Source organism: Alcaligenes sp. GW821-FHT11D07 (assembly GCF_058808495.1).
On record NZ_JBXART010000004.1, the window covers coordinates 37,755 to 59,972 of the forward strand.

Below are 22,218 nucleotides of genomic sequence, written 5' to 3' on the forward strand. Positions count from 1 at the left end.
AAACAGGAGAAGAAGATGGCTGTAGCGGATCATCAAATGGTGCAGGCCTGGAATGAGGTGCTGACCCTTTCTGGAGTTAAGGCAGGTCAGACGGTAACCATTCTGACCAGTCTGAATACTCACCCCCAAACCCTGGCCACGGCCAAGCTGGCGGTAGCCGCTTTGGGTGCCACGCAGATGCAAGTGGACTTGCTACCGGTAAATGCTGAAAAGTCATTGAGCCGTGACCTGTTGGCTTACCTGGGTACTACGCCGCTGACTGATAACCCGGCAGCGATTGCTGCCCTTAAGGCCAGTGATCTGGTGCTGGATTTGATGACTTTGCTGTTCTCACCCGAGCAGCATGAAATCCTGAAGTCCGGTACCAAAATTTTGTTGGCTGCCGAGCCGCCCGAGGTGCTGGTGCGCATGGTGCCGTCCCTGCAGGATAAAGAGCGTGTTGAGCGCTCGGCAATGTGGCTGAACGGGGCTCGTGAAATGCGGGCCACGTCCAAGGCGGGGACGGACTTGGTGATGCCTTTGGGTGAATATCCGGTCATGAAGGAATACGGCTTTGTCGATGAACCGGGACGGTGGGATCACTGGCCCAGCGGCTTTATCTTGACCTGGCCCAACGAGCATCAGGCACATGGACGCATTGTGATTGATCGCGGGGATATTTTGCTGCCGATGAAGTCCTATGCGGCGGACCCCATCATCATGACGGTCGAAAAGGGTTTTGTGACCTCGATTGAAGGCGGCTTGGATGCCGAGCTGCTGCGCGACTACATGGAATCGTTCGGAGATCCTGAAGCCTATGCCATGTCCCACGTAGGTTGGGGCTTGCAGCCACGGGCACGCTGGTCAACGCTGGGCCTCTACGATAAGGAGCAGACCTTGGGCATGGACGCTCGGGCCTATGCAGGCAACTTCCTGTTTTCTTTTGGCCCGAATAATGAAGTGGGGGGCGATCGAACCACAGCCTGCCATATTGATATTCCGCTGCGGTCTTGCACCGTGACTGTCGATGGCCGCGAGGCGGTGCGAGAGGGCAAATTGGTTAAGGAACTGGCATGAGCAGCCAGAGCGTTTATGAGCAACAAGGCTTCGGGCAGCGCTTGGAACCTCTTGGACAAGTGGGCCTGCTGATTGTGGACTTCGTTAACGGTTTTGCAGACCCGCAGGCCTTTGGGGGCGGGAATATTCTGGAGGCGATAGAGCAGACTCGTACTGTCTTAGCCGATGCGCGTGCGCAGCACTGGCCGGTGGCGCACAGCAGAATCGTCTTTGCCGATGACAGTGCCGATAGAAATGTGTTTGGCCTGAAAGTTCCTGGTTTGGTGCAACTGCGCGAAGACAACCCGGCCAGCGCCATTGTGGACGCGCTTCAACCTGCTCCCGGTGAGCTAGTGGTACGTAAAACGGTGCCATCCGCTTTCTTTGGGACGGCTTTGGCTGCTTGGTTGGCTGAGCGGGCGGTTCAGACCCTGCTGATTGCAGGCGCAACGACCAGCGGATGTGTGCGTGCGTCGGCGGTGGATGCCATGTCCTGCGGTTTACGCCCTTTTGTTTTGGCTGATTGTGTCGGGGATCGAGCTCAGGCGCCGCACGAGGCCAGCCTGTTTGATATTCAACAAAAATACGGGGAGGTTCAGGCTTATTCAAGTTTGCGTCCTCGTTTGTTGACGTAAGCCCCTGCATTTTTTGGCTTCTTTATTATTTATTTGTTTAATTAATTTGTGGTGTCTGGGCTTTTGTAGTTAGGACACCGAGGATGTACAGCATGAACAAGACATTGAAAGTTGGCGTCATTGGCGGTGGTATCGGTGGGGTGACCTTGGCGGCTGCTTTGGAGCAGCGCGGAATAGAAGTGCATTTATTCGAGCGTGCAGCAGCCTTCGGAGAGGTGGGCGCGGGCATTCAGATGACGCCGAACGCCGTTAAGGTCCTCAAGGCGTTGGGCGCTCACGAGGCCTTGGCCAAGGTCGGCTTTTTGCCCGAGGCCTTGGTAGGACGGGATTGGTCCACTGCAGAGGAAAGCTTTCGCATTCCTTTAAAGAGCGATTGCCCGCAACTGTATGGGGCGGAGTTCTTTCATGTGCATCGCGCTGACCTGCACCATTTGCTGACTGAACTGCTAAATACCACGCAGGTGACGTTCAACGCGCAGTGCACGGGCGTCACACAGCAAGAAGGAAAAGCGGTGGCGCATTTTGCTGACGGGTCTTGTTTTGAAGCGGATTTGATTGTTGGGGCGGACGGCGTGCGCTCGGAGATACGTCGTGCCATTTTTGGCGAAGAGGAGCCTAAATTTACCGGCAATATGTGCTATCGGGCCGTTGTGCCGTTTGATGAAATGCCCGATTTTGTGGCCCCCGAATCCTCCTTCTGGTTAGGGCCCAAGAGCCATGTCGTGACCTACTACGTTAATGGCGGCAAAGCGGTCAATATTGTGGCGGTGAATGAAACCGCCAGTTGGGTCGAGGAGTCCTGGAACGCCCGCAGCACCCAGCAGGAAATGCTGCAAGACTTCAAAGACTGGCATCCCAATATCGTCAAATTGTTCGAGCGCGTGACGGATGTGTATCGCTGGGGCCTGTTTGATCGCGACCCGATGAGCAAATGGTCTGAAGGCCGTGTCACGCTGCTGGGGGACGCGGCCCACCCTATGCTGCCCTTCCTGTCCCAAGGCGCCGCCATGGCCATCGAAGATGCGTATGTCTTGGCTGTTGCCTTGGCGGCTTTGCCTGATGATCTGAGTACGGCTTTGTCGCTTTACGAGGCAGAGCGCTTGCCACGTACCAGCCGGGTACAACTTGAAGCGCGTGAGCGGGGCCGCACGTATCACTTGTCTGACGCTCAGGCTAAAGCCAAGCGGGATGCCGAATATCGCGAACAGCAAAAGAAAAATCCACATGCCGGCGGCATCAAGACGGACTGGGTTTATTCATATAATGCTACTGATTTTCAGCCTAAAGCATTACAGGTTTAATGGGTGGGGCCGGGGGAAGCGTCTTGCGTCAGTATGTTGAAAACCAGATTCACCTCATCACCGGTCTGCAAGGCAGTCCGGTGGATTTCACCATGCCACCGGGCGACCCTGGTTTGTTTGGCCCACAATCTGCTGTGTGGGAAGTTCACGCGGACTTTACCTCTATGATGCTGGGTGGAATTGCTGCATTGTGTTTGCAGATGCTGGACCCGCGTGTATTGGCGGGTGTCTGGGATCATTCCAGCTTTCGGCAGGATATGCAGGGACGGCTCAGTCGAACCGCGCAGTTCATATCGGCTGTCAGTTATGCAGGAACGGAGCAGGCAGAGCGCTGTATTGCTTTGGTGCGGCGGGTGCATGAACATGTGCATGGCGTCTTGCCCGACGGCACACCCTACGACGCCAACGATCCGGAGTTGCTGCGCTGGGTGCATCACACGCAGGCCTATTGTTTTCTGGAGTCCCATATGCGCTGGCGTAACGCCAAGCTGGCTCCCGAGCAACAGGATCGGTATGTGGCGCAGTATTCGAAGGTGGCAGTGATGCTGGGGGCAGATGGTCTGGTGATGGATGCGTCAGCCTTGAGAGCATTATTTGCTCAACCAGCGACGCAATTACGGGTGGATGCGCGGACTCGGGAAGTGGCTACAATTTTAATGTCATCGCATACCTTGTTCCGGGGCGCAAAGGCATGGGTTGCCAAGGTGTTTTTGCTCGCGGCGCTGGATACTTTGCCTAAGTGGGCGCAAGCCTGTTTTGAACATAGGCCCAGCGCTGTGTCCGTATGGTGGCGCCGCCGGTTTGTAAACAGCGTTGCCTCGGTTTTGCGTTGGGCTACACGCAATGGATCGGTGCATCGGGCACGACGTCGCGTAGAAAGGCTCGCTTAGCGTGTAGATGGGTATGAATCAAATTTTGAGGCGAATATGGGCCGTGTAACTTTGTCGTCGGATAGCTCTTGGGTCAAACGGGATAAGCCCGGACGCCCCGAGGGGGTAGGTGACAACACGTCAGAGCGGATTCTGGACGCTGCCGAGGAAGAGTTTTCCGAAACAGGCTACGCCGGTACCACCTTGCGCGTGATAGCTCAAAAAGCGGCTGTCACTCAGGCCCTGATTAATTATTACTTCGGGTCCAAGTACGGTCTGTTTGAAGCGGTGTTTATCCGCCGCGGTAAAACCATTTCTGATGAGCGTTTGCGGCGTTTGAGTGCGTTGCGAGACAAGGATGACAAGATCCTGGTGGATGATGTCGTGCGGGCCTTTTTAGCTCCTACGATTGCCCTACGGGAAACACCGGGAGGCCGGCGGTTTTTGCGGCTGCAAGCACGCTTGCACACTGAGCCTGCCGAGATCTCCTACAAGCTGCGTAATGAAGCCTACGATGGCTCGACGCGGGCTTACGTGCACATTCTGGAAGAAATTCTGCCCGAGCTGCAGGCCAAAGATGTGTATTGGCGCATGGTGCTGATGATTGGCGCTTATATGTACGCCTTTTCGGACACACACCGGCTGGAAGAGTTGGCCCCAGGCATTTGTGATCCCAACAATACCGATGAGATTCTTGAGCAAATCATCGCCTTTGTGTCCGCTGGTTTGCTGGCAGCACCCGTTGTTTTGCCCGCCAAGCCCTAAGCTGAATCGTGCGATTTTCGTAGCGCTTGAAAGCCTATAAACATGGCTAAGCGCCCTGCTTTGAAATGACGATCAGACAATGACGCAGTTAACAAAAACGCCAGCAAATTATGCTGGCGTTTTTGTTAACTGCGTCATTGATGGGCATTTCATTGCCAGTTTGGTGGGGGGGGTGATTGCCCTGTTGATCAATAACGTGGGTCACAAGAAGGCTTGGCCCAAGTACTGGTTTTAGCCCCTCGCTTCTGGTTGGGCTGGCGCCTGGTGTATGGACCGCCCCCGGCTAGGAAGCGGGCAAGCCGACACAAGGCGTAGGCGGGCAGCATAGGCCCGCCCTGCCGCCTTATTTAACGGGCGTACACAACTCCACCACGATGCGCTCGGGGGTTTGTACATAAGACACCACTTGACCCCAAGGCTTTTCTTGGGGGGGAGCCAGTTCCGTGCCACCTTCTGCGATTGCCCGAGCATGGGCCGCAGGCACATCGTCGCAGACCAGGGCGATTTCAATGGCCAAGGGCACGTCCGAGGCGTGGGGGGACAAATGGCCTTTGGGGTAGTTCATGTAGGCCAGCATTTCCCCTGCAAAGGACAAGGTGGTTTGGCCGGTATCCAGTTCGCCGTACAGTCCGGTTTCGTGCAGCATTTTGGTGGGTAGACCAAAAGCACGGTTGAAGTAGTCCAGTGCCTGGCCGACATCGGGAACGTAGATAATCGTGTAGCCAAATTTCATGTGGTGGGCTCGGTGGTAGGTGCAGTGCCAGTGCTAAAGCAAATCGGCCTCCCGATTGTAGATGGGGAGGCCGATCCTTTTAAGGCTTAAAAAGCCCGGTCAGGGTTTAAAGCTGACCGCGTTTGCTCAGTTCTGCTTTTACCCCAGCACCGTAGGCGGGGTCAGCTTTGCTGAAGTGGCCCAGCTGGCGTTCGATGATCTCTTGGGGAACACCGGCCATGGCGTCGGCAATATTGCTGAACAGGCGCTGTTTTTCCTCGTCGTTGAACAGGCGGAACAGATTGCCGGGCTGCGTGTAGTAATCATCATCCACACGGTGATCCCAATGATCTGCAGGCTGGCCGTCCAGCGCCAGAGGCGGTTCACTACGAGGAGCCTGCTGCCATTCACCCTGGCTGTTGGGCTCGTAGTTGATGGTGCCGCCAGCATTGTCACCCATGCGCATGGCGCCGTCGCGGTGATAGCTGTTCTGGAACGGGCAACGCGGTGCATTGACGGGCAACAGGCCGTGGTTCACGCCCAAGCGGTAGCGCTGGGTATCGCCGTAAGAAAAGATACGGCCTTGCAGCATGCGGTCTGGCGAGTGGCCGATACCGGGCACCAGGTTGGCCGGGGTAAAGGCGGCTTGTTCAACTTGGGCGAAGTAGTTGCTGGGGTTCTCGTTCAATTCCAGCATGCCCACATCAATCAGCGGGAAGTCGCCATGCGGCCAGACTTTGGTCACGTCAAAGGGGTTGATGTGGTAACTGCGGGCCTGCTCTTCAGTCATGATCTGGATACGCAGCGCCCAGCGTGGGAAGTTGCCCTTTTCGATGTTCTCGTACAGATCGCGCTGCGAGCTTTCGCGGTCTTGACCGACCACGGCTGCGGCTTCTGCATTGGTGTAGTTGGCAATGCCTTGCTGCGATTTGAAGTGGAACTTCACCCAGTGACGCTGGCCTTTGTCGTTGATCAGGCTGTAGGTATGCGAACCAAAGCCGTGCTGTTGACGCAGGTTACAGGGCAAGCCGCGGTCGCTCATCAAGATGGTGACCTGATGCAAAGACTCGGGCGACAGGGACCAGAAATCCCAGGCCGCGCTCATATTGCGCAGGTGGCTGCGCGGGTCGCGTTTTTGGGTATGGATGAAGTCGGGGAACTTCAGTGGATCCCGTATAAAGAAGACAGGAGTGTTATTGCCCACCAGGTCCCAGTTTCCGTCTTCGGTATAGAACTTAAGGGCGAATCCTCGAACGTCGCGTTCTGCATCGGCGGCTCCTGCTTCACCAGCTACGGTGGAAAAACGTAAGAAAACGGGGGTGCTGCTACCAGGCTTAAAGACCTTGGCCATGCTGTACTGACTGATATCGTGCGTCACCGTAAAGGTACCGAATGCGCCCGACCCTTTGGCATGTACCACGCGTTCCGGGATGCGTTCGCGATCGAAGTGGGCCAGCTTCTCCAGTAACCAGTAATCCTGCATCAGGACAGGACCGCGAGGTCCAGCCGTCATGGAGTTCTGGTTCTCCTCGACAGGGCGGCCGGCGGCGGTCGTCAGGGTTTTGTTGCTCATTGTGTTCTCCGTGGAAGCTGACCCGAATCCGGGGGAGGCGGGTCGTTTTTAAGAAGTTGAGATCAGTCTACTTGCCTTGGTGTAAATAGTTAAATCAAATGATTTTAGCGGAGGCATAGCTTTTTGCTATAACGTCAGTTTTCCTTCCGATCATAGCGGTAAGTAGAAACGCTGCGTATGACGTTCCTGCCACTTTCACCTCGAAAAAATCAATAAATGCTCACAAATTCGGGCCCTTAGCGCCGTTGGACAGAGCATTTCCGGCAGGTGTATTATCCATCCAGCCGTCTGCGGCGTACTGTGGTGTACTGAATGGGCCGTGTGTAGAGCGCCCGTTTTCAAGCCTTTTGCTCCCGATCCGGGGCATCGCCTAGCAGGGTTTAGGACAACGATAATTTATGAGCTTGCCCATCAAAGCCGGTGGCCATTCCTTTGGCGACCCCTCTTCACAAGCCACTTCCAACCGCGATAACACGATTCAAAAGCTGGTGCTGGTTGTTGAAGACGAACCTGATATTGCGTCCGTGCTCGATGCGTACTTGCGTCGGGACGGCTTGCGCACGGCAATTGCTGGTGATGGCTTTCAAGCCTTGCAGCTGTTTCGGGATCTGCGCCCGGACATGGTCCTGCTGGATATTCATCTGCCCGGCGTAGACGGTCTGGATGTACTGCGCTCCATCCGCAATGCGGGTCAGACGCCGGTGATTTTGGTGACCGCCCTGGCTGATGATGTGGACAAGCTGCTTGGCCTGCGTCTGGGTGCGGACGATTATGTGATCAAGCCTTTTAACCCGGCTGAAGTCGTGGCACGGGTGCGGGCAGTGTTGCGCCGCACCGGCGCAGTGGCCCCCAGCACCCGCATTCGCGTGGGCAGTCTGGAAATTGACGAGCAGGATCATGTGGCCCTGGTGCATGTGGAAGGCGACCGGGTGGTCCCCTTGCCTTTGACCGTTACGGAGTTTCGTTTGCTGGCCTGCCTGGCCGCCCAGCCGCGCCGCTGCTTTTCCCGTAATTACCTGATCGAACAGTGCTTGCCGGAGAGCAATGCGATGGAGCGGGTCATTGACTCCCATATCTCCAAGTTACGACGCAAATTGCAGGTTGTGGGCCAAGGCGAACTGGTGGAAGCGGTACGTGGAGTGGGCTACCGCTTATGGCGCGAATACTAGACCGTATCTGGGTACGTTTTGGCCTGGCGGTCGCCATTGCGATTGTCGTGACGCTGGCCGTACTAGCCATTACACAATTGGCATTCTGGCGCTACGAGGAAGATCGCTTTTACCGCTCCTTACCCACTGAAATTCGCCTGGAATACGACCAGCTCACCGCACAGGGGTTGGAAGAAGGCCCGCGTGCCATGCAAATTTATGGCGAGTACTGGCAAGGCGATCCCTGGACACGCGAATATCTGACGCTGCTGTTTACCTTGATGGTGGGCTTGCCCTTTGGCCTCGTATCCGGCTTTTGGGTGTCGCGGCGGGTGATGCAACCGCTGGAGTCCATGGCTGAAGCAGCGAATCGGGTGGCGGTGGGAGACTTTACCGTGCGCGCGCACGAAGGTCAGGCTAGAGGTGAAATGGCTGAAATGGTGCGCGATTTCAATCACATGATTGACTCGCTGGAAGCACTGGACCGCGAGCGCCGAATGACAGTGGCGTCCTTGTCGCACGAGCTGCGCACTCCTTTGGCGGTGTTAAGTGCTCGCTTGCATGCGATTGTGGATGGCGTGATTCCCGGTAGTGAGCAGGAAATGCACGGCTTGTTGCAGCAATCCTTGCACCTGGGCCGTTTAGTCAGTGACCTGCACACGATTTCCCTGGCCTCGGCCGGTCGATTGTCTTTGTATTGCGAGCAGCTGGATCTGGTGCCTTTGGTGACGGAAGAACTGGCCCGTTTCGATGCCCGCTTGGAAGAAAAAGGCTTCGAACTGGATGCCGATTTGCCTGACGAGCCGGCATTTGTGCTGGTTGATCCGGATCGCTTGCGGCAAATTATTGGCAATTTGCTGGAAAATTGCCTGCGGTATGCAGCGAATGGGCGCTGGGTCGGGATTTCGCTGGAAGTGAAGGATAAGCATGTGACCTTGGCAATTAGCGATGCCGGGCCGGGTCTGCCCGAGTCCATGCGTAACCGGCCTTTCGAACGGTTTGCTCAGGAGCCCGGCACCAAGCGGCATGCGTCGGGGCTGGGCTTGTCCATTGTGCAAGCGCTGGTCGAGCAGCAAGGTGGCAGCGTCACGGTCGGCGTATCCAGCCGGGGCGGTGCTTGCGTACAGATCCGCTTTCCTTTGCTCAGTCGCCAGGCGGCCGCTTAAGCCGCTTTTCAATCTCCATCATTCCTCCATCATTTATGCACGGCCACGCAATGTGGCCCGTGCATGCTGTAGCCATCTCATCTTTCGTCATTGGGAGTGGCTGCTCTGTTGTCCCTTCTTCGTTTTCTTCCAGCGCTTATATGTGCCGCCTTACTGTCGGGCTGCTTTGCACCTATCGTGCCCGATCTGCCGCGTGGCACTGAGCTGGCCTGGGACAAGCAGCCGGCTAGCGACGGCCCGCCTGTGGAGCTGCGTGCCTGGTGGCATGTGCTGGGCGACCCGCAGCTGGATGCTTTAGTGCAGGAAGCGCTGGCAGAAAATCTGGATTTGGCGCAAATGTTCAGCCGGGTACAAGGCGAGCGGCAAATTACAGAGCGCTGGAGTAGCCAGTTTCTGCCCGCCCTCAGTGCTGATGCACACCCGGTGCAGGATGCGTCTGCACAGGACTCTTATTTTCATGCCAGTTTGGACATGGTGTGGGAACTGGGCCTGTTTGGTGCAATGGAAAATGCCCGTCTCAAGGCAATGGCGGACCTGGGCTATGCACAGGCGGATTTGCAGAGCATGAGGGTGGCGGTAGTGGCCGCGGTGGTGCGCAATTATATGGATCTGGCGCAGGCTCACCGGCAAATGGCCTTGCTGGAAAACACGGCAGCGCTGGATGAGCGCACCCTGTCATTGGCGCAAGTGCGGGTGCAAACACATCTGGGGCAATACGAAGCCGTAGAGCAGGCCCGTCTGACGCAGGCGCAGACACGAGAACAATTTCTGAATATGCAGGACCGGGCAGATCGTGCGGCACGTGCCTTGGCTTTGCTGCTCGGGCGCTCTCGCCCTGATCCCTTATGGGGGGTGTCTGCTCAAGCCCGTTTACCCCAAGCATTTACCTTGACTCAGGTGCCGGCCGACTTGCTGCGCATACGCCCGGATATCAGCATGGCGCAGGCCGAAGTTCTGCAGGCGGCCGCCCAGCTAGGGGTGGCGCGTTCGGCCTTGTATCCACGTCTGCGCCTGGGCGGCTCCATCCTGTATTCCTACAACATCACACGCAATATGCGCACCAGCACGGACTCGGTGCCGTCAATCGGCCCCATGCTGGATATCCCCTTGTGGGACTGGGGCGCACGGCGTGCACGAGTACGCGCCAGCGAACGGGAGTTGGATGCAGCGTTGCTGGGATATCGCAAATCCGTGGTATCGGCGGTGTCCGAGGTTGAGCAAGCGCTGGCGGCCTTGGTGAACCAACAAAGCCGGATTCAGACCTTGCAACAGTCCCGCCGAATTTTGGAGCAAGGGCAGACGCGTCAACAGACCTTGGTGGGCTTGGGCCTGTCCAGCGAGCTTGAGCTTGTGCAGTCGCGGCGTGCCAGCCTGAAGGCGCAGGCAGACCTGGAACTGGCACAGGACAGCCGAGCCCTGGCCTTCGTGGCTTTGTACAAGGCGCTGGGCGGTGCCCCTTTGCCGGACGAGCAAGAACCATGATTGCACTGGCGCGTAAAACCCTGGTTTATGAATGGCGGCGTTTTGTGCCTGTGGTGCTGGCCGTGGGCTTTTCGGGGCTGATGCTGGTGGCTCAGGCCGCCTTGGTCCTGGGTATTTTTGGGACTGCTGCTATCTACGTGAAAGCGTCCTCGGCCAATCTGTGGGCGGGCTACCCCGGTACACAAAGTGTGAACTTCGGGCAGCCCGTGGACCCTGATGTCGCTATGCACTTGTTACTGGACCCGGACGTGGAGGCAGTGGAGCCTTTCGAGTGGGTAGACGGCGACTGGCGTGCTCAAGCCGGTAATAGCGGCAGCGTATCGGTGTATCTGTCCGGCATTTCCGTCAGTGATGGGGCATTGATGTTCGACCAGTTGCTCAGCCCGGAAATGCGTGCCCGTCTGCGAGAGCCGGGTGCCGTCATCGTGGATGAGGCCGATTTGCAGACATTGGGGCTGGGGCGGGATGTCAGCCGCGCCTGGATAAATGGCTCTGCGGTACGGGTGGTGGGTTTGCTGCGCGGCTTGCGGGGCTTGGGCGGCGTCAATGTGTTGGCCTCCGTGGATACGGCACGTGAAATCAAGGCTGATCCTGCCGCACGGGGCAGTACCTATTATGTGGCGCGTACTCTTGCCGCCCCCGAGCAGGTTCAAGCCCGGCTCAACGATGGCAGCACTGCGTTTGGCCCGTTTGAGGTCTGGACAGCCGACCAGTTTGCCTCGCGTTCCCAGCGCTATTGGTTGCTGGATACCGGCGCGGGTATGGCGGTCTTGTTCATGGCCTTGATTGTGTGTTTGGTGGGCGCGGTGATTACCAACCAGTCGTTTGCGGCCGTCGTAGCCAGTTCAGCGCGTGAATACGCCACGCTCAATGCCTTGGGTGCCAGCCGTGCCGCCTTGGCCAAAGTGGTGATTGAGCAGTCCTGCATGGTGGGGGGCATGGGCATGGTATTGGCTGCCTTTATCAGTTCCGCGCTCTTGGGGCTGGCGGCGTTCTACCACGTCCCCGTGGCCATGACACCGGTGGTGGCACTGGCTTGCGCGGTGTTGGTGGGCTTGATGTCTCTGCTCTCCAGTGTGATGGCGGTGCGAGCCTTGTGGCGCACGGACCCATCCCTGCTCTTGCGTTGATTCAGGAGGATAAACCATGACCTTGTCAGCAACTCCGGCTGCGGCACCCAGCTTGAATGCGGTGGGCTTGGGCAAGTCTTTTTTAACTGGTTTGGTACAGCTGCGTGTGCTCAATCGCCTGTCTTTGGCGGTTCATGCAGGCGAGTTAACGCTGGTGTCCGGCCCGTCTGGCTGCGGCAAAAGCACCTTGCTGGCCTTGTTGTCGGGATTACAGCAGCCCGATGAGGGCCAGGCTTTTGCCTTGGGCCAGAACCTGGCCGAGATGAGCCGTAGCGAGCGTGACGAGTTTCGTTTGCAGCACACCGGCTTTGTGTTTCAGGGCTTTAACTTGTTCCCTGCCCTGACGGCGCAAGAACAGGTGCAACTGCCCTTGGGGTATTTGGGCATGAATGCCCGTACCAGTGCCGAGTTGGCGCACCAGGCTTTGGAGGAGGTGGGTTTGTTGCATCGGGCCCATATGCGTCCGGCGCAATTATCGGGCGGGGAAAAACAGCGGGTCGCCATTGCCAGAGCAATCGCCAAATCCCCGCAGTTGTTGTTCGCCGATGAACCGACCAGTGCTTTGGATGCAGAGAATGGCCAGCGCGTTGTAGATATCTTGCACCGCTTTGCACGGAAACACCGTGCCACGGTCTTGTGTGTCAGCCATGACCCGCGTGTGGTGCGCCATGCCGATCGGGTGGTGGGAATGGAAGATGGCGCTATTCGCAGTGATCGGCGTAGCCCGGGATATAGACAGGAGTGAAACGATGAAAAATGCGTCATTACGACGCTGGCGCTGGGGCGTCATGGCCGCTGTCATGTTGCTGGCAGCGTGCTCGGAAAGGCCCGCCGTCCCCCCTGTGCAGATGAGTACAGGCTTGCGAGATATTGCAGTCGCGCGAGGCAAGGTAGAGGTCGAAGGCGGCTTGTTGAACCTGGTCATGCCAGTGGCTGGTGTCGTGTCTGAGCAGACCGTGCGCGAAGGTGACATCGTGCAGGCAGGCCAAGCCTTGTTGAGCCTGCGTGATGGTGTTGAAGCTGCTCAGATGGAAACGGCGCAGGCCCGCTTGTCTCTGGCCCAGGCCCGTTTGCGCGCCGCCCAGGCGGGTTTGCCTGCCGCGCAGCAAGCAGCACAACGCTACGCTACCGCCGCCCGTGCAGGTGCTGCTCAGCCCCAACAGGCGGAGCAAGCCCAGCAGCGCTTGCGGCAAGCCCGTACCGAAGTCGAGATTGCCCAGGCAGAAGTGGAGTTGGCGCGCGCCCAGGGCAAGCAGCAACAAGCCCAACTGGCGCGTTTTGCACTGGCAGCCCCCGAGGCCGGACAGATCGTCAAACTGAATGTGCGCCAAGGCAGCTTTGTGCAGGCCGGTGAAGTGGTGGCCACACTCTTGCCCGCCCGCCCCTTGCAACTGCGGGTGGAGCTGAATGCCGCTTATGTCGAACAGGTCAAAGTGGGGATGAAAGCCCGGGTGGTCTTTGACACGGAAGGCGGTGGGCAGGCGAGCACCTTACCCACGGCGCATGTGCTGCGCATCAGCCCGGTTTATGGCGAAGGCCGTTTGCAAGAGGACTCTCAGCGCGGCCCGGTGCGAGTGGTGGAGAGTGTCATGGCTTTTGATGAGCCTGCCCAGGCTCGGGTAGGACAGAACGTCAGGGTGATATTCCATGAATGAAACAGTGATCAGTTTCCAGGCGCCGCTGCAGGCAGAACAGTGGCGAATTCAGTGTGATTTTGATGGCACGATCAGCCTGCAGGATGTGGCTGATACCTTGTTGACACGCCATGGCCTGCCCGGCTGGCAGGACTTGGAAGATGCTTGGGAGCGTGGCGAGATCGGCTCGCAGGAGTGCATGTGTGGTCAGGTGGCTTTGCTGGATATGAGCGTGGCTCAGCTGCACGCCTGCCTGGATGAGGTGGCCCTTGATCCCTTCTTTGCGCAATTTGTGTCGCTTAGCAAAGGCTTGGGGCTGCCCTTGCAAATTGTCAGTGACGGGTTGGACTACGCAATTCACTACTTGTTGAATCGTGAAGGACTGCGCGGTTTACCGGTACTGGCCAACTGTCTGGAAGTGCAAGGTCCGCGCCGCTGGCGTCTGGATACGCCTTGGCATAGGCCCGATTGCGCCAGTGCTAACTGCAAGTGCGGCCATCTGTCCCAAGCACATGCTCAGGCAGAGCGCGTGCTGTATATCGGGGATGGCAGTTCAGACTTTTGTGTGGCGGCCAAGGCGGATTTTGTCTTGGCCAAGGGACGTTTACGGGACTATTGCGAGCAGCAGGGTATTGCGTATGCCCCTTTTGACGATTTCAGTCAGGCGATTGCCTTGTTGCCACGTTTGCTGGATCTGCCTGATCTAAGGTCCTTGGCATGAACGAAGCGGCCTTAGCCTCTGCCTTTCCGTGTTCGCCAAGACAAGCGCAGTCTGCCCGTGGCACTCAGCCGACCGAACTATTGCCCCACGAGTACCTGCTTTACGGACACGGCGCACATGCGCGCACCGGAGTCTTGCTAATTCACGGTTTAACGGGAACGCCCAATGAAATGCGTGTGCTGGCCCGGGGTTTGAACCGGCAAGGCTTTACGGTCTATGCCGTTCAGTTGGCTGGCCATTGCGGGACCATGGATCAATTGGTGGATACGCCCTGGCAGCATTGGTTGGCCAGCACCTGCCGTGGTGCCGATTTGTTAAGCCGTTACGTAGACAGAGTGGTTGTGGGGGGCTTGTCCATGGGGGCGGTGCTGGCTTTGGCGCTGGCGCAACAACGTCCCGAGCAGATTGCCGGTGTTGTGGCCCTGTCCCCGACTTTTCGTTATGACGGCTGGAGTATGCCTGCCTATACCAAGCTCTCTTTTCTATTGCCCTGGCTGCGAGCTTTGGGGCTGGGACGCCGCCGCGTGTTCATGGAGCAGCCGCCTTACGGCATTAAAGATGAAGCCCTGCGGGCCCGTATTGTCAGCCAGATGAACAGTGGCGATAGTGCGCAGGCGGGCTTGCCCGGCAACCCGTGGTGGGCGGTGATAGAGCTGCATGCCTTGTCGGCGCGAGTGCGCAAGAATCTGGATCAAGTACGTGCGCCCTGCCTGGTGATCCATGCTCAGCACGACGATATCGCTGCAGTGGGTAATGCCTATGAAATCGTCAAGGGCGTGCGCCATGCACCGGTGCAGTTGTGCCTGTTGCAGGACAGTTATCACATGATTACGATCGACCGCGAACGCAGGCAGGTGATTGCGCAAGTGGTGGATTTTGTGGCGTCCATTGATGTCGCATCGCAGGGTGGAGTTGCCCTGCCATGAGTAGCTTGGTTCTGGCCTTATGGATAGGCAATGTGCTGGTGGATAGTGGCGGGCAATTGGCCTTCAAGGCTGCCGCTGCCGATCCCGGCGACAGACAGGGTTTGGCACGCTGGAAACGCATGTTCAGCCGGCCTTGGCTGTGGGTGGGCATTGCCTGCTACTTGATCGAGTTCGTGCTGTGGCTCGCGTTTCTCTCCCTGGTGCCTTTGTCTGATGGCGTATTGATGGGCTCCATCAGCATTGTGATTGTGATGCTGTTTGGTCGCATCCTGTTCGGGGAAAGTCTGACACCGCTGCGGGTGTTGGGGATCTTGCTGGTCTCGATTGGGGTGGGTGTTGTGGGCTTGAAAGCTTAGGAGGCCAGGGTGCGGCGTTTTTATATCATCGGGTTTTTAGTCTTGCTGGCGTTTGATACCTTGGCGCAGATCAGTTTCAAGCTGGCCGGTCAACACGCCCTGCCTTTGCAGGCCTCTTGGGACTGGCTGGAACGAGTCTTTAGCCAGCCCTGGATTTATGGGGCCTTTATCGGTTACGTAGGCACTTTTTTTTGCTGGCTGACATTGTTGAAGCGCGCCCCTATCGGCCCGGCCTTTGCCGCGTCCCATCTGGAGATTGTGGCGGTGCTGGCGGTGTCCTCTTTTCTGTTTGGTGAACAAGTGGGCTGGCCGCAAATCCTGGGCACAATGTTCATTTTGGGCGGGATTGTATGCTTGGCCTTAAGTGAGTCCGCTCAAGCCCGCCAGCACAGTAGTTAGATACGACCATACAAAAAACCGCCCTGCTTCATGGGAAGCGTTGGGGCGGTTTTTGCATGGCTTGTCGTGTTTTAGCCTAGTTCCTTGAGCCAGCGGTTCAGTTGCAGATTGAACTGATGCTGGCGAGCTTGCCATTGCGGTAAGTCAGCCGGGTTCAAGGCGGTCTCTTGCCCGTCTGCGGCGCTGAGCCATCGCTTCCAGGCGCTGCGATATTCCCAGGTGGATACGTCACCCGTCACATCGCTGCTGAGGATGCGCCCGCGCAGCGCCTTGAGCAACATACGCAGATGCGGTTCCTGCATTTTTCCTTGGTCCCAGTTGGTGCGCAGAACCTCGGGGTCGAAAACGTCTTTATCAATACTCAGATATACCGGCCTATCAGACTGGGCCAGGTGATCGCTGGCCGCCTGAACCAGCGTGTCCAGATCCGGAAAACGGCGAAAACAAGACGCCAGCCCCATGCGGCTGGTCCAGTTAACGTTCACCCCGCTGCTCCAGTAAGTGACTTTGCGGGTATAGAGAGCGCCCAGATGATGCTCCCAGACATGGCCAAAGCCGATGTCCTGGGAGGTAATGCCGATCACATGCACTTGGGCCACCTGTGGCAGCTTGGCGACTTCGTGTACCCAGGAGCCGCAATGGATACCCCAAGGAAAGCGCATATTGTCAGGATGGTTGTCCAGCACGACCACTTCAATGGGCTGATCCTGCTTGCTCAGGCAGCGCAAAATAAGCGGCCAGCTCATGTGATGAAAGTCTCCGCTGCCCAAAAAGACCGGGCCGTGTTCCCAGGGCTCGGGCATGAAGGGTGTCAGCTGGGCCATACCCTCAAACAAGGTGGTCCGCCGGCAGCCAAAACGCAGCGCTTCGCGCCATGCACTGTCTACCGTGATGCGGATTTCACCGGGAAAGCGGCCCACTGAGCCGTCCGTATCCAGTACTACAGGCGGTCGGATCAGGTCTGTTGCAGCCATGATTTATCCATTTCAAAATGTCCCAGCAAGCGCCGAGCCAGTGCACGCAACAGCGGATTGCGCACATAGATGAGGTGGCGTGTCGGGGTAAACTGCGCACCCAGCATTGCCTTGACGCCGGGGTCTGTCCAGCCCGCAATGTAGTGGCTCAGGCCATGCGTCAGGGCGTATTCCAGATTGACCATCCAGCTGACGAAATACAGGCTTAGTTCGCGTGATTCCGGGTAGGACAGGCCGATGTATTTGTCGACCAGACGGCCTTCATGCTCAAAGCACAGGTTCCAGCCAATCAGTTCACCTGAGTCCACCCGGTGGTATTCAAATACCAGCCCCGGCATGCTTTCATCACGCAGTACAGCGGCAAAAAAGTCCCGGCTGAGCAGATCAAAATGGACCTCACTTTGCGTATAGACGCTGCGGTACAGCGCGTAGTACTGATCTACCCGAGCATCGTCAGCGAAAGCCTTGCCGGTTTTGACCTGCCGAACCGTCAACTGATCGCGCTTGCGCAGTTTGCGTGTCAGATAGCGACGCGCGTCCTTGGGCAAGCGGGACAGATAGGTTTCTGTGTCTGGAAAATCAATAGGCACGTAAGCCAGCGCCTGACCTTGCAGCAAGATATAGCCCTCGTCCACGCAGGCGCTGACCAACGCATTGGTTTGTGCATTGGCGCGAGCGCTGAGCAACGGTGAACTGTCGGGCAGATCCTTGATGATGCTCAGGGGATAGCGCCTTCCCAGTGTTTTACGCAGGGTGCTGGCCAGCCCTTGAACATCCGGGTCAGTGGGCAGCCAGGCGTATTCACTGACGGTCGTACCCACAAAAGCGGTACGTACCGTCAGCCAACGCTGCCACCACGACTGCCCCGGCAGGCGGTGCAGTCGCTCTTTCAGCTCATCGTCTGCTGTGGTCAGCAGATTGAAGGGAGCCTGGAAGGCAGGCATGGGCAGCTCCTTCAATGCCGCAAACCCTTGTGGGGGATGCGCCATGAAGCGCTGCACCAGCCCTGCTGGTTCCAGTGCATTTAACAAGCGTGGTTTCATTGAGACTGCTTGGCGCGGGTGATCAGTTGATCGAGCAGAACCATGGCTTCGTCGATCTCGCTGCGGCTAATGTTCAGCGACGGTGCGAAGGTGATCACGTTCTTGTAGTAACCGCCCACATCCAGCACCAGGCCTCGTTTTTCGCCCTGGTAATCCAGATCGCCAGCCAGGCCAATATCCACCATGCGATCCAGCAGCGCCTTGTTGGGGGTGAAGCCGTCCGTGGTGCAGATCTCGGCACGCAGCGCCAGACCCAAGCCGTCTACATCACCAATTTCGGTATGGCGTTTTTGCAGATCGCGCAGGCCTTCCAGGAAGTAGGCACCGGACTCGCGAACCTGACGGCCAAAATCCACTTCGTGTGTCATCTTCATCACTTCCAGACCTACTGCCGTACCCAGAGGGTTGGAGGCGAAGGTGGAGTGGGTCGAGCCGGGCGGGAACACGGTAGGGTTGATGAGTTCTTCGCGAGCCCAGATACCAGACAGCGGGTTCAGACCATTGGTCAAGGCTTTGCCAAAAACCAATACGTCCGGGGTGACGCCAAAGTTCTCAATGGACCACAGTGTGCCGGTACGCCAGAAACCCATCTGGATTTCATCGACCACCATCAAGATGCCGTGCTGATCCAGAACCTGCTTCAGTCCTTTAAAGAAATTAGGCGGGGGAATGACGTAGCCGCCTGTGCCCTGAATAGGCTCAATGTAGAAAGCAGCGTATTCGCACTGATTGGTTTTAGGGTCCCAGATAGCGTGATACTCGTTTTCAAACTTGCGGGCGAAGTCGCGCACAATCGAGTCCCCATATTCTTCCGAGCTCATGCCTTTGGGGCGACGGAAGGGGTAAGGGAAAGGAATGAATTGTGCGCGGTCGCTGAAGTGACCAAAGCGGCGACGGTAGCGGTAGCTGGAGGTGATGCTGGAGGCGCCCAAGGTACGACCGTGATAGCCGCCCTCGAACGCGAACATCAAGCTTTTGCCCTGAGAGGCATTACGTACCAGCTTCAGGGAGTCCTCAACGGCTTGGGCGCCGCCGACGTTAAAGTGCACGCGGCCAGCCTGCCCCCATTTGCGTTCGGCATCTTGGGCAATGACTCGAGCCAGCTCGATCTTGGTGGGATGCAGGTATTGGCTGGCAACCTGTGGCAGCGTGCCCAGCTGATTCTTGAGCGCATCTTCCAGACGTGTATTGCGATAGCCAAAGTTCACCGCCGAATACCACATCTGTAAATCCAGATAGGCTTTGCCGTCGTTGTCGTACAAGTAGCTGCCTTCGCAACCGGTGAAGACTTTGGGCGGGTCTACGTAGTGAACGGTATCGCCAAATGAGGAATAGCGAGCTTCGTCGGCCAGCAGGTTTTCGATGTTGAGGGACATTGAGGTAGTTCTCCTGAAAAGGGTGCTAACTCAATGTACGTAGGCAAGTTGGACTAAGCGTTGATGGATGATGGACGAAGTGTGGAGATGGCCATCATATTGTGTCAGTGACGGGGTTTCTGCCCCGGATTGGCGCCTTTGTTCTCAATCCCGTGTTGCGGCCTGCTCTTTGAACAGGTGGCGTGCCAGACCGCCGATTTTAGGGCGGATGGCATAAATATTGCCAGCTTGGGGGTATTGCTCCAGCTCTGCGCCTGTCATGGCAAAGCGCGCAGTGGTGATGAACAAGGTGTCCAGATCAGGCCCGCCAAAACAACAACTGGTGGGGCGTGGCACCGGCATGGCGACGCGATCAATCAATTGCCCCTTATTGTCGTACTGCAGCAGACACGCTCCGTTGAACTGGCAAACCCACAGGCCACCGGCTTGATCCAGTGCGATGCCATCGGGGCGGCCCAGTGCCGCCGGAGTCTGTGCAAACAGACTCACCGCGGTCAGTTCGTCATTGGCCAGGGAGTAGTCGGCTTTAAAGATGGAGCAGGCTACGGAGTCCACAAAGAACATCGTTTTGCCATCGGCTGACCAAGCCAAGCCATTGGGCAAGGACATGCCTGCGTGGATTTGTTGGGCTCGGAGCTCGCCGTCATAGCGATACAGCGCGCCTGTTTTGCCGCTTCGTGCTTCATCCATCAGGCCGGTGACAAATCGCCCTTGCGGATCGCAGGCCCCATCATTGAAACGATAGCTCGTCGCTTCTTCTACAGAATTGCTATACCTGGAGATCGTGCCGGTTTTGGTATCCAGCAGGGTGACACGGGAGTTTTCGGTAAAGATCAGATTGCCGTGATCGCTTAGTGCCAGCGCGCCGATTCGGGCGGTAGATTGATAGACAGTGCTAAGCCTTGCCTGTGGCGTCAGGGCTTTGATTTGCCCTTGGGTAATATCCACAAAGTACAAAAGCCCGGTGTTGGCATCCCAGACGGGACTTTCCCCCAGGTCGGCCTGAGCCGGAGCAATCTGGCGTAAGTCGTAGTTATGCGGCATCGCCAAATTCCTTGATGCTTGGCCAGTGGCGGGCGATATCCTCTACGCTGGCACATTTGATGCGGGCCAAATCCGTTGGGTAAACAACGCCTGGGTTTTCCTGAAAGCAGGTAGCGGTGAACTGGCCGTTGCTGGCACGCAGAATGATGCCGCTGTCTTGGCACAGGGGGCTGGCTAGATACAGCACCCCCGGTGCGACCCATTCAGGCTTGAGGTTTTCTGGTGCTTCTGTAATCCCCCACATGCGCGTCTTGGCCACCGGGGAGATCGCATTGACTAGGATGCCATGCGCTTTACCTTCCATACTCAGGGCATTCATGATGCCTAGCTGAGCCATTTTGCCTGCGGCGTAGGCCACCAGACCGGGCTGCGCGTACTGCTCATACATGGCTCTATCGGAGGTGTTCAGGACGATGCGCGGGGAGGACGATTGTTTCAGATGTGCCCAGGCGTGCTTGCTTAGCCACACAGGTGCATGCACGTTGATGCCCAGGGAGCGCTCCAAAAAGTCGTTTTCCTGCTCCTCGATGGGCTGGTAGCCCACCCAACCTGCGTTGTGAATCAGTATGTCCAGCGTCCCGAAGTGGGAGATGGCCAGCTCAATCAGTTCCTTGCAGCCGGCTTCATGATCCAGGCGGCCGCTATGGGTGATCAACTGTCCCTGATTGGCCCGCAGGTTTTGGGCCGCTTGGGTAATCAGGTTTTGGTTCTCCCCCGCGCCGCTGCGGTCCGTACCCAGGTCGCTGGAGACTACGCAGGCACCCCTGTCCAGCAGTGCCTGAACGTAGGCTAATCCCAGCCCTTGGGCGGCTCCGGTGACAATGGCGACCTTGCCCTTGAATAGCTCCGTGTTAGTGGCTTGTTCCTGCTTCATGGTGAGTTTCCTTGAGTCTGGTTATCACGATGATGAAGCGTTCAGATCTGTCCGTAAAATATATTATTTGTTATCGAATGATATCTAAATAGTCTCAATTAAGGGTTCTAGCGACATGGCCTGACGCACCTCCTCGATCAGCCTGTCCCGGATGGCACTAGAGCGATGTTCGTTCCAGGCCATCAGTAATTCCACAGAGCGCAGGGAGTCGGGGGCATCCACCACAATGGGCCGGAATACCACATCATCCCGCTTGTCTTGGGCCAGCGAGGCAGGCAGCAGAGCCAGCCCGAAGTTGCTGGCCACCAAAGCCACCAGAGTCTGAAGTTGCCGTGCCTGTTGAGCAATGTGCGGGACGAAACCTGCCGCTTCGCAAAGCTGGATTAACTGATCATGAAAGCCTTGGCCCAAGTGTCGGGGCGAAGCGACGAAGGCTTCATCCCGCAGCGCAGCCAGTGGAACAGTTTGCAGATTTGCCAGACGATGCGTGGCTGGCACAGCCAGCACCACAGGTTCACGCAGGATGGAGACAAACCGCAGACCCGGAGCGGTTCTGCCCGGTGGCCTCATAAAGCCCAGATCGGCGCGGCCCTCTTCCAGGGCTTGGATCTGCTCCTGTGTGGTGGCTTCCTGCATGGTGAAGGACACGGCGGGGGATGCAGAGCGAAAGCGTCGCAGGGCATGCAGCAAGGCGCGATAGGGGGCGATGTTGATGAAGGTCAGGGTGAGATTGCCCTCGATACCTTGGGCGACGCGTCGGGTCTGTTCAATGCTGGCCTCAAGCTGCTGCACTATCTGTTTGGCTGAGTTCAGAAAGCTGGCCCCGGCGGGCGTCAGGGCAACGTTGCGGTTATTGCGCTCGAAGAGCGTCGCGCCGATCTCCTGCTCCAGCCGACGAATGGCCTGGCTCAGTGGTGGCTGGGCCATGTGCAGACGCTGCGCAGCACGGTTAAAGTGCAGCTCCTCAGCCACGGCAATGAATTGGTACAGCAGGCGGGTTTCGACCATGGGGGGCGCACTTAGGGTTATCGATTTTTGATACTAACAAACCGGGG

Annotated in this window: 24 protein-coding genes; 16 read left to right on the forward strand and 8 right to left on the reverse strand. The window is 57.5% G+C overall.

Translation table 11 applies throughout. The features are described 5' to 3' along the window. The first annotated feature begins 15 nt into the window (after nt 1-15). The 6 genes from AC1RSM_RS16910 (at nt 16) to AC1RSM_RS16935 (ending at nt 4,840) form a co-directional block, all read left to right on the forward strand. Nucleotides 16-1,056, forward strand: coding sequence for a 2,5-dihydroxypyridine 5,6-dioxygenase NicX family protein (locus tag AC1RSM_RS16910; protein ID WP_492933738.1), 1,041 nt, complete (start codon nt 16-18; stop codon nt 1,054-1,056). Next, nucleotides 1,053-1,670, forward strand: a complete 618-nt coding sequence (locus AC1RSM_RS16915) for an isochorismatase family protein (RefSeq protein WP_492933739.1) — start codon at nt 1,053-1,055, stop codon at nt 1,668-1,670. Before AC1RSM_RS16910 ends, AC1RSM_RS16915 begins: the two co-directional genes overlap by 4 nt. 92 nt (nt 1,671-1,762) lie before the next feature. Continuing rightward, nucleotides 1,763-2,971 (forward strand): FAD-dependent monooxygenase, encoded by a 1,209-nt coding sequence (locus AC1RSM_RS16920; RefSeq protein ID WP_492933740.1) that lies wholly within the window; start codon nt 1,763-1,765, stop codon nt 2,969-2,971. A gap of 23 nt (nt 2,972-2,994) precedes the next feature. Next, entirely contained in the window at nt 2,995-3,861 is an 867-nt protein-coding gene (locus tag AC1RSM_RS16925) for an oxygenase MpaB family protein (RefSeq protein ID WP_492933741.1), read from the forward strand. Between the two features lie 36 nt (nt 3,862-3,897). Then, nucleotides 3,898-4,605, forward strand: a complete 708-nt coding sequence (locus tag AC1RSM_RS16930; protein WP_492933742.1) for a TetR/AcrR family transcriptional regulator — start codon at nt 3,898-3,900, stop codon at nt 4,603-4,605. Between the two features lie 79 nt (nt 4,606-4,684). Then, nucleotides 4,685-4,840: a hypothetical protein gene (locus tag AC1RSM_RS16935; protein WP_492933743.1), complete on the forward strand. Its 156-nt coding sequence runs from the start codon at nt 4,685-4,687 to the stop codon at nt 4,838-4,840. 108 nt (nt 4,841-4,948) lie between these two features. Here AC1RSM_RS16935 and AC1RSM_RS16940 read toward each other — a convergent pair whose 3' ends face one another. Together AC1RSM_RS16940 and AC1RSM_RS16945 are read right to left on the reverse strand one after the other, a co-directional pair. After that, entirely contained in the window at nt 4,949-5,338 is a 390-nt protein-coding gene (locus tag AC1RSM_RS16940) for a VOC family protein (protein ID WP_492933744.1), read from the reverse strand. A 106-nt stretch (nt 5,339-5,444) separates the two neighbouring features. Beyond that, nucleotides 5,445-6,890, reverse strand: coding sequence for a catalase (locus AC1RSM_RS16945; protein ID WP_492933745.1), 1,446 nt, complete (start codon nt 6,888-6,890; stop codon nt 5,445-5,447). 398 nt (nt 6,891-7,288) lie between these two features. Between AC1RSM_RS16945 and AC1RSM_RS16950 the strand changes: the two genes are divergently transcribed. The 10 genes from AC1RSM_RS16950 (at nt 7,289) to AC1RSM_RS16995 (ending at nt 15,852) form a co-directional block, all read left to right on the forward strand. Further along, nucleotides 7,289-8,059 (forward strand): response regulator, encoded by a 771-nt coding sequence (locus tag AC1RSM_RS16950; RefSeq protein WP_492933746.1) that lies wholly within the window; start codon nt 7,289-7,291, stop codon nt 8,057-8,059. After that, nucleotides 8,044-9,204 carry a sensor histidine kinase gene (locus AC1RSM_RS16955; RefSeq protein WP_492933747.1) on the forward strand — a complete coding sequence of 387 codons (1,161 nt, stop codon included), beginning with the start codon at nt 8,044-8,046 and terminating at the stop codon, nt 9,202-9,204. The genes AC1RSM_RS16950 and AC1RSM_RS16955 overlap by 16 nt, the downstream gene beginning before the upstream one ends. A 96-nt stretch (nt 9,205-9,300) precedes the next feature. Then, the gene (locus AC1RSM_RS16960; protein ID WP_492933748.1) at nt 9,301-10,686 is read left to right on the forward strand and encodes an efflux transporter outer membrane subunit; all 1,386 of its coding nucleotides are present in this window, start codon (nt 9,301-9,303) and stop codon (nt 10,684-10,686) included. Continuing rightward, nucleotides 10,683-11,816 carry an ABC transporter permease gene (locus tag AC1RSM_RS16965; protein WP_492933749.1) on the forward strand — a complete coding sequence of 378 codons (1,134 nt, stop codon included), beginning with the start codon at nt 10,683-10,685 and terminating at the stop codon, nt 11,814-11,816. Before AC1RSM_RS16960 ends, AC1RSM_RS16965 begins: the two co-directional genes overlap by 4 nt. Nucleotides 11,817-11,832: 16 nt before the next feature. After that, nucleotides 11,833-12,561 carry an ABC transporter ATP-binding protein gene (locus tag AC1RSM_RS16970; protein WP_492933750.1) on the forward strand — a complete coding sequence of 243 codons (729 nt, stop codon included), beginning with the start codon at nt 11,833-11,835 and terminating at the stop codon, nt 12,559-12,561. Nucleotides 12,562-12,565: 4 nt separating this feature from the next. Further along, on the forward strand, nt 12,566-13,471 hold the full coding sequence (locus tag AC1RSM_RS16975; RefSeq protein ID WP_492933751.1) for an efflux RND transporter periplasmic adaptor subunit: 906 nt from the start codon (nt 12,566-12,568) through the stop codon (nt 13,469-13,471). Then, the gene (locus AC1RSM_RS16980) at nt 13,464-14,171 is read left to right on the forward strand and encodes an MtnX-like HAD-IB family phosphatase (RefSeq protein ID WP_492933752.1); all 708 of its coding nucleotides are present in this window, start codon (nt 13,464-13,466) and stop codon (nt 14,169-14,171) included. The genes AC1RSM_RS16975 and AC1RSM_RS16980 overlap by 8 nt, the downstream gene beginning before the upstream one ends. Further along, nucleotides 14,168-15,097 carry an alpha/beta hydrolase gene (locus AC1RSM_RS16985; RefSeq protein WP_492933753.1) on the forward strand — a complete coding sequence of 310 codons (930 nt, stop codon included), beginning with the start codon at nt 14,168-14,170 and terminating at the stop codon, nt 15,095-15,097. Before AC1RSM_RS16980 ends, AC1RSM_RS16985 begins: the two co-directional genes overlap by 4 nt. Beyond that, on the forward strand, nt 15,094-15,453 hold the full coding sequence (locus AC1RSM_RS16990) for an EamA family transporter (RefSeq protein WP_492933754.1): 360 nt from the start codon (nt 15,094-15,096) through the stop codon (nt 15,451-15,453). Before AC1RSM_RS16985 ends, AC1RSM_RS16990 begins: the two co-directional genes overlap by 4 nt. Before the next feature lie 9 nt (nt 15,454-15,462). Continuing rightward, complete coding sequence (locus AC1RSM_RS16995; RefSeq protein ID WP_492933755.1) at nt 15,463-15,852, forward strand: DMT family transporter; 390 nt, start codon at nt 15,463-15,465, stop codon at nt 15,850-15,852. Nucleotides 15,853-15,923: 71 nt separating this feature from the next. On the opposite strand, the gene AC1RSM_RS17000 is transcribed toward AC1RSM_RS16995, so the two are convergent. From AC1RSM_RS17000 to AC1RSM_RS17025, 6 genes are all read right to left on the reverse strand, one after another. Further along, the gene (locus tag AC1RSM_RS17000; RefSeq protein ID WP_492933756.1) at nt 15,924-16,826 is read right to left on the reverse strand and encodes an arginase family protein; all 903 of its coding nucleotides are present in this window, start codon (nt 16,824-16,826) and stop codon (nt 15,924-15,926) included. Beyond that, nucleotides 16,808-17,869, reverse strand: coding sequence for a GNAT family N-acetyltransferase (locus AC1RSM_RS17005; protein ID WP_492933757.1), 1,062 nt, complete (start codon nt 17,867-17,869; stop codon nt 16,808-16,810). Before AC1RSM_RS17005 ends, AC1RSM_RS17000 begins: the two co-directional genes overlap by 19 nt. Continuing rightward, nucleotides 17,866-19,245 (reverse strand): aspartate aminotransferase family protein, encoded by a 1,380-nt coding sequence (locus AC1RSM_RS17010; RefSeq protein WP_492933758.1) that lies wholly within the window; start codon nt 19,243-19,245, stop codon nt 17,866-17,868. Before AC1RSM_RS17010 ends, AC1RSM_RS17005 begins: the two co-directional genes overlap by 4 nt. Before the next feature lie 144 nt (nt 19,246-19,389). Continuing rightward, the gene (locus AC1RSM_RS17015) at nt 19,390-20,289 is read right to left on the reverse strand and encodes an SMP-30/gluconolactonase/LRE family protein (RefSeq protein ID WP_492933759.1); all 900 of its coding nucleotides are present in this window, start codon (nt 20,287-20,289) and stop codon (nt 19,390-19,392) included. Beyond that, complete coding sequence (locus tag AC1RSM_RS17020) at nt 20,279-21,163, reverse strand: SDR family NAD(P)-dependent oxidoreductase (protein ID WP_492933760.1); 885 nt, start codon at nt 21,161-21,163, stop codon at nt 20,279-20,281. The genes AC1RSM_RS17015 and AC1RSM_RS17020 overlap by 11 nt, the downstream gene beginning before the upstream one ends. An 84-nt stretch (nt 21,164-21,247) precedes the next feature. Then, nucleotides 21,248-22,171: a LysR family transcriptional regulator gene (locus tag AC1RSM_RS17025; protein ID WP_492933761.1), complete on the reverse strand. Its 924-nt coding sequence runs from the start codon at nt 22,169-22,171 to the stop codon at nt 21,248-21,250. Nucleotides 22,172-22,218: the final 47 nt, after the last annotated feature.

Bases quoted from the DNA above. Each gene is read 5' to 3' on its own strand.
- AC1RSM_RS16985 (WP_492933753.1), top strand. From the start codon at position 14,168: ATGAACGAAGCGGCCTTAGCCTCTGCCTTTCCGTGTTCGCCAAGACAA.
- AC1RSM_RS17015 (WP_492933759.1), bottom strand. From the start codon at position 20,289: ATGCCGCATAACTACGACTTACGCCAGATTGCTCCGGCTCAGGCCGAC.
- AC1RSM_RS16965 (WP_492933749.1), top strand. From the start codon at position 10,683: ATGATTGCACTGGCGCGTAAAACCCTGGTTTATGAATGGCGGCGTTTT.
- AC1RSM_RS17000 (WP_492933756.1), bottom strand. From the start codon at position 16,826: ATGGCTGCAACAGACCTGATCCGACCGCCTGTAGTACTGGATACGGAC.
- AC1RSM_RS16945 (WP_492933745.1), bottom strand. From the start codon at position 6,890: ATGAGCAACAAAACCCTGACGACCGCCGCCGGCCGCCCTGTCGAGGAG.
- AC1RSM_RS17005 (WP_492933757.1), bottom strand. From the start codon at position 17,869: ATGAAACCACGCTTGTTAAATGCACTGGAACCAGCAGGGCTGGTGCAG.
- AC1RSM_RS16910 (WP_492933738.1), top strand. From the start codon at position 16: ATGGCTGTAGCGGATCATCAAATGGTGCAGGCCTGGAATGAGGTGCTG.
- AC1RSM_RS16955 (WP_492933747.1), top strand. From the start codon at position 8,044: ATGGCGCGAATACTAGACCGTATCTGGGTACGTTTTGGCCTGGCGGTC.
- AC1RSM_RS17010 (WP_492933758.1), bottom strand. From the start codon at position 19,245: ATGTCCCTCAACATCGAAAACCTGCTGGCCGACGAAGCTCGCTATTCC.
- AC1RSM_RS16920 (WP_492933740.1), top strand. From the start codon at position 1,763: ATGAACAAGACATTGAAAGTTGGCGTCATTGGCGGTGGTATCGGTGGG.
- AC1RSM_RS16975 (WP_492933751.1), top strand. From the start codon at position 12,566: ATGAAAAATGCGTCATTACGACGCTGGCGCTGGGGCGTCATGGCCGCT.
- AC1RSM_RS17025 (WP_492933761.1), bottom strand. From the start codon at position 22,171: ATGGTCGAAACCCGCCTGCTGTACCAATTCATTGCCGTGGCTGAGGAG.
- AC1RSM_RS16950 (WP_492933746.1), top strand. From the start codon at position 7,289: ATGAGCTTGCCCATCAAAGCCGGTGGCCATTCCTTTGGCGACCCCTCT.
- AC1RSM_RS16940 (WP_492933744.1), bottom strand. From the start codon at position 5,338: ATGAAATTTGGCTACACGATTATCTACGTTCCCGATGTCGGCCAGGCA.
- AC1RSM_RS16970 (WP_492933750.1), top strand. From the start codon at position 11,833: ATGACCTTGTCAGCAACTCCGGCTGCGGCACCCAGCTTGAATGCGGTG.
- AC1RSM_RS16915 (WP_492933739.1), top strand. From the start codon at position 1,053: ATGAGCAGCCAGAGCGTTTATGAGCAACAAGGCTTCGGGCAGCGCTTG.
- AC1RSM_RS16935 (WP_492933743.1), top strand. From the start codon at position 4,685: ATGACGCAGTTAACAAAAACGCCAGCAAATTATGCTGGCGTTTTTGTT.
- AC1RSM_RS17020 (WP_492933760.1), bottom strand. From the start codon at position 21,163: ATGAAGCAGGAACAAGCCACTAACACGGAGCTATTCAAGGGCAAGGTC.
- AC1RSM_RS16930 (WP_492933742.1), top strand. From the start codon at position 3,898: ATGGGCCGTGTAACTTTGTCGTCGGATAGCTCTTGGGTCAAACGGGAT.
- AC1RSM_RS16980 (WP_492933752.1), top strand. From the start codon at position 13,464: ATGAATGAAACAGTGATCAGTTTCCAGGCGCCGCTGCAGGCAGAACAG.
- AC1RSM_RS16990 (WP_492933754.1), top strand. From the start codon at position 15,094: ATGAGTAGCTTGGTTCTGGCCTTATGGATAGGCAATGTGCTGGTGGAT.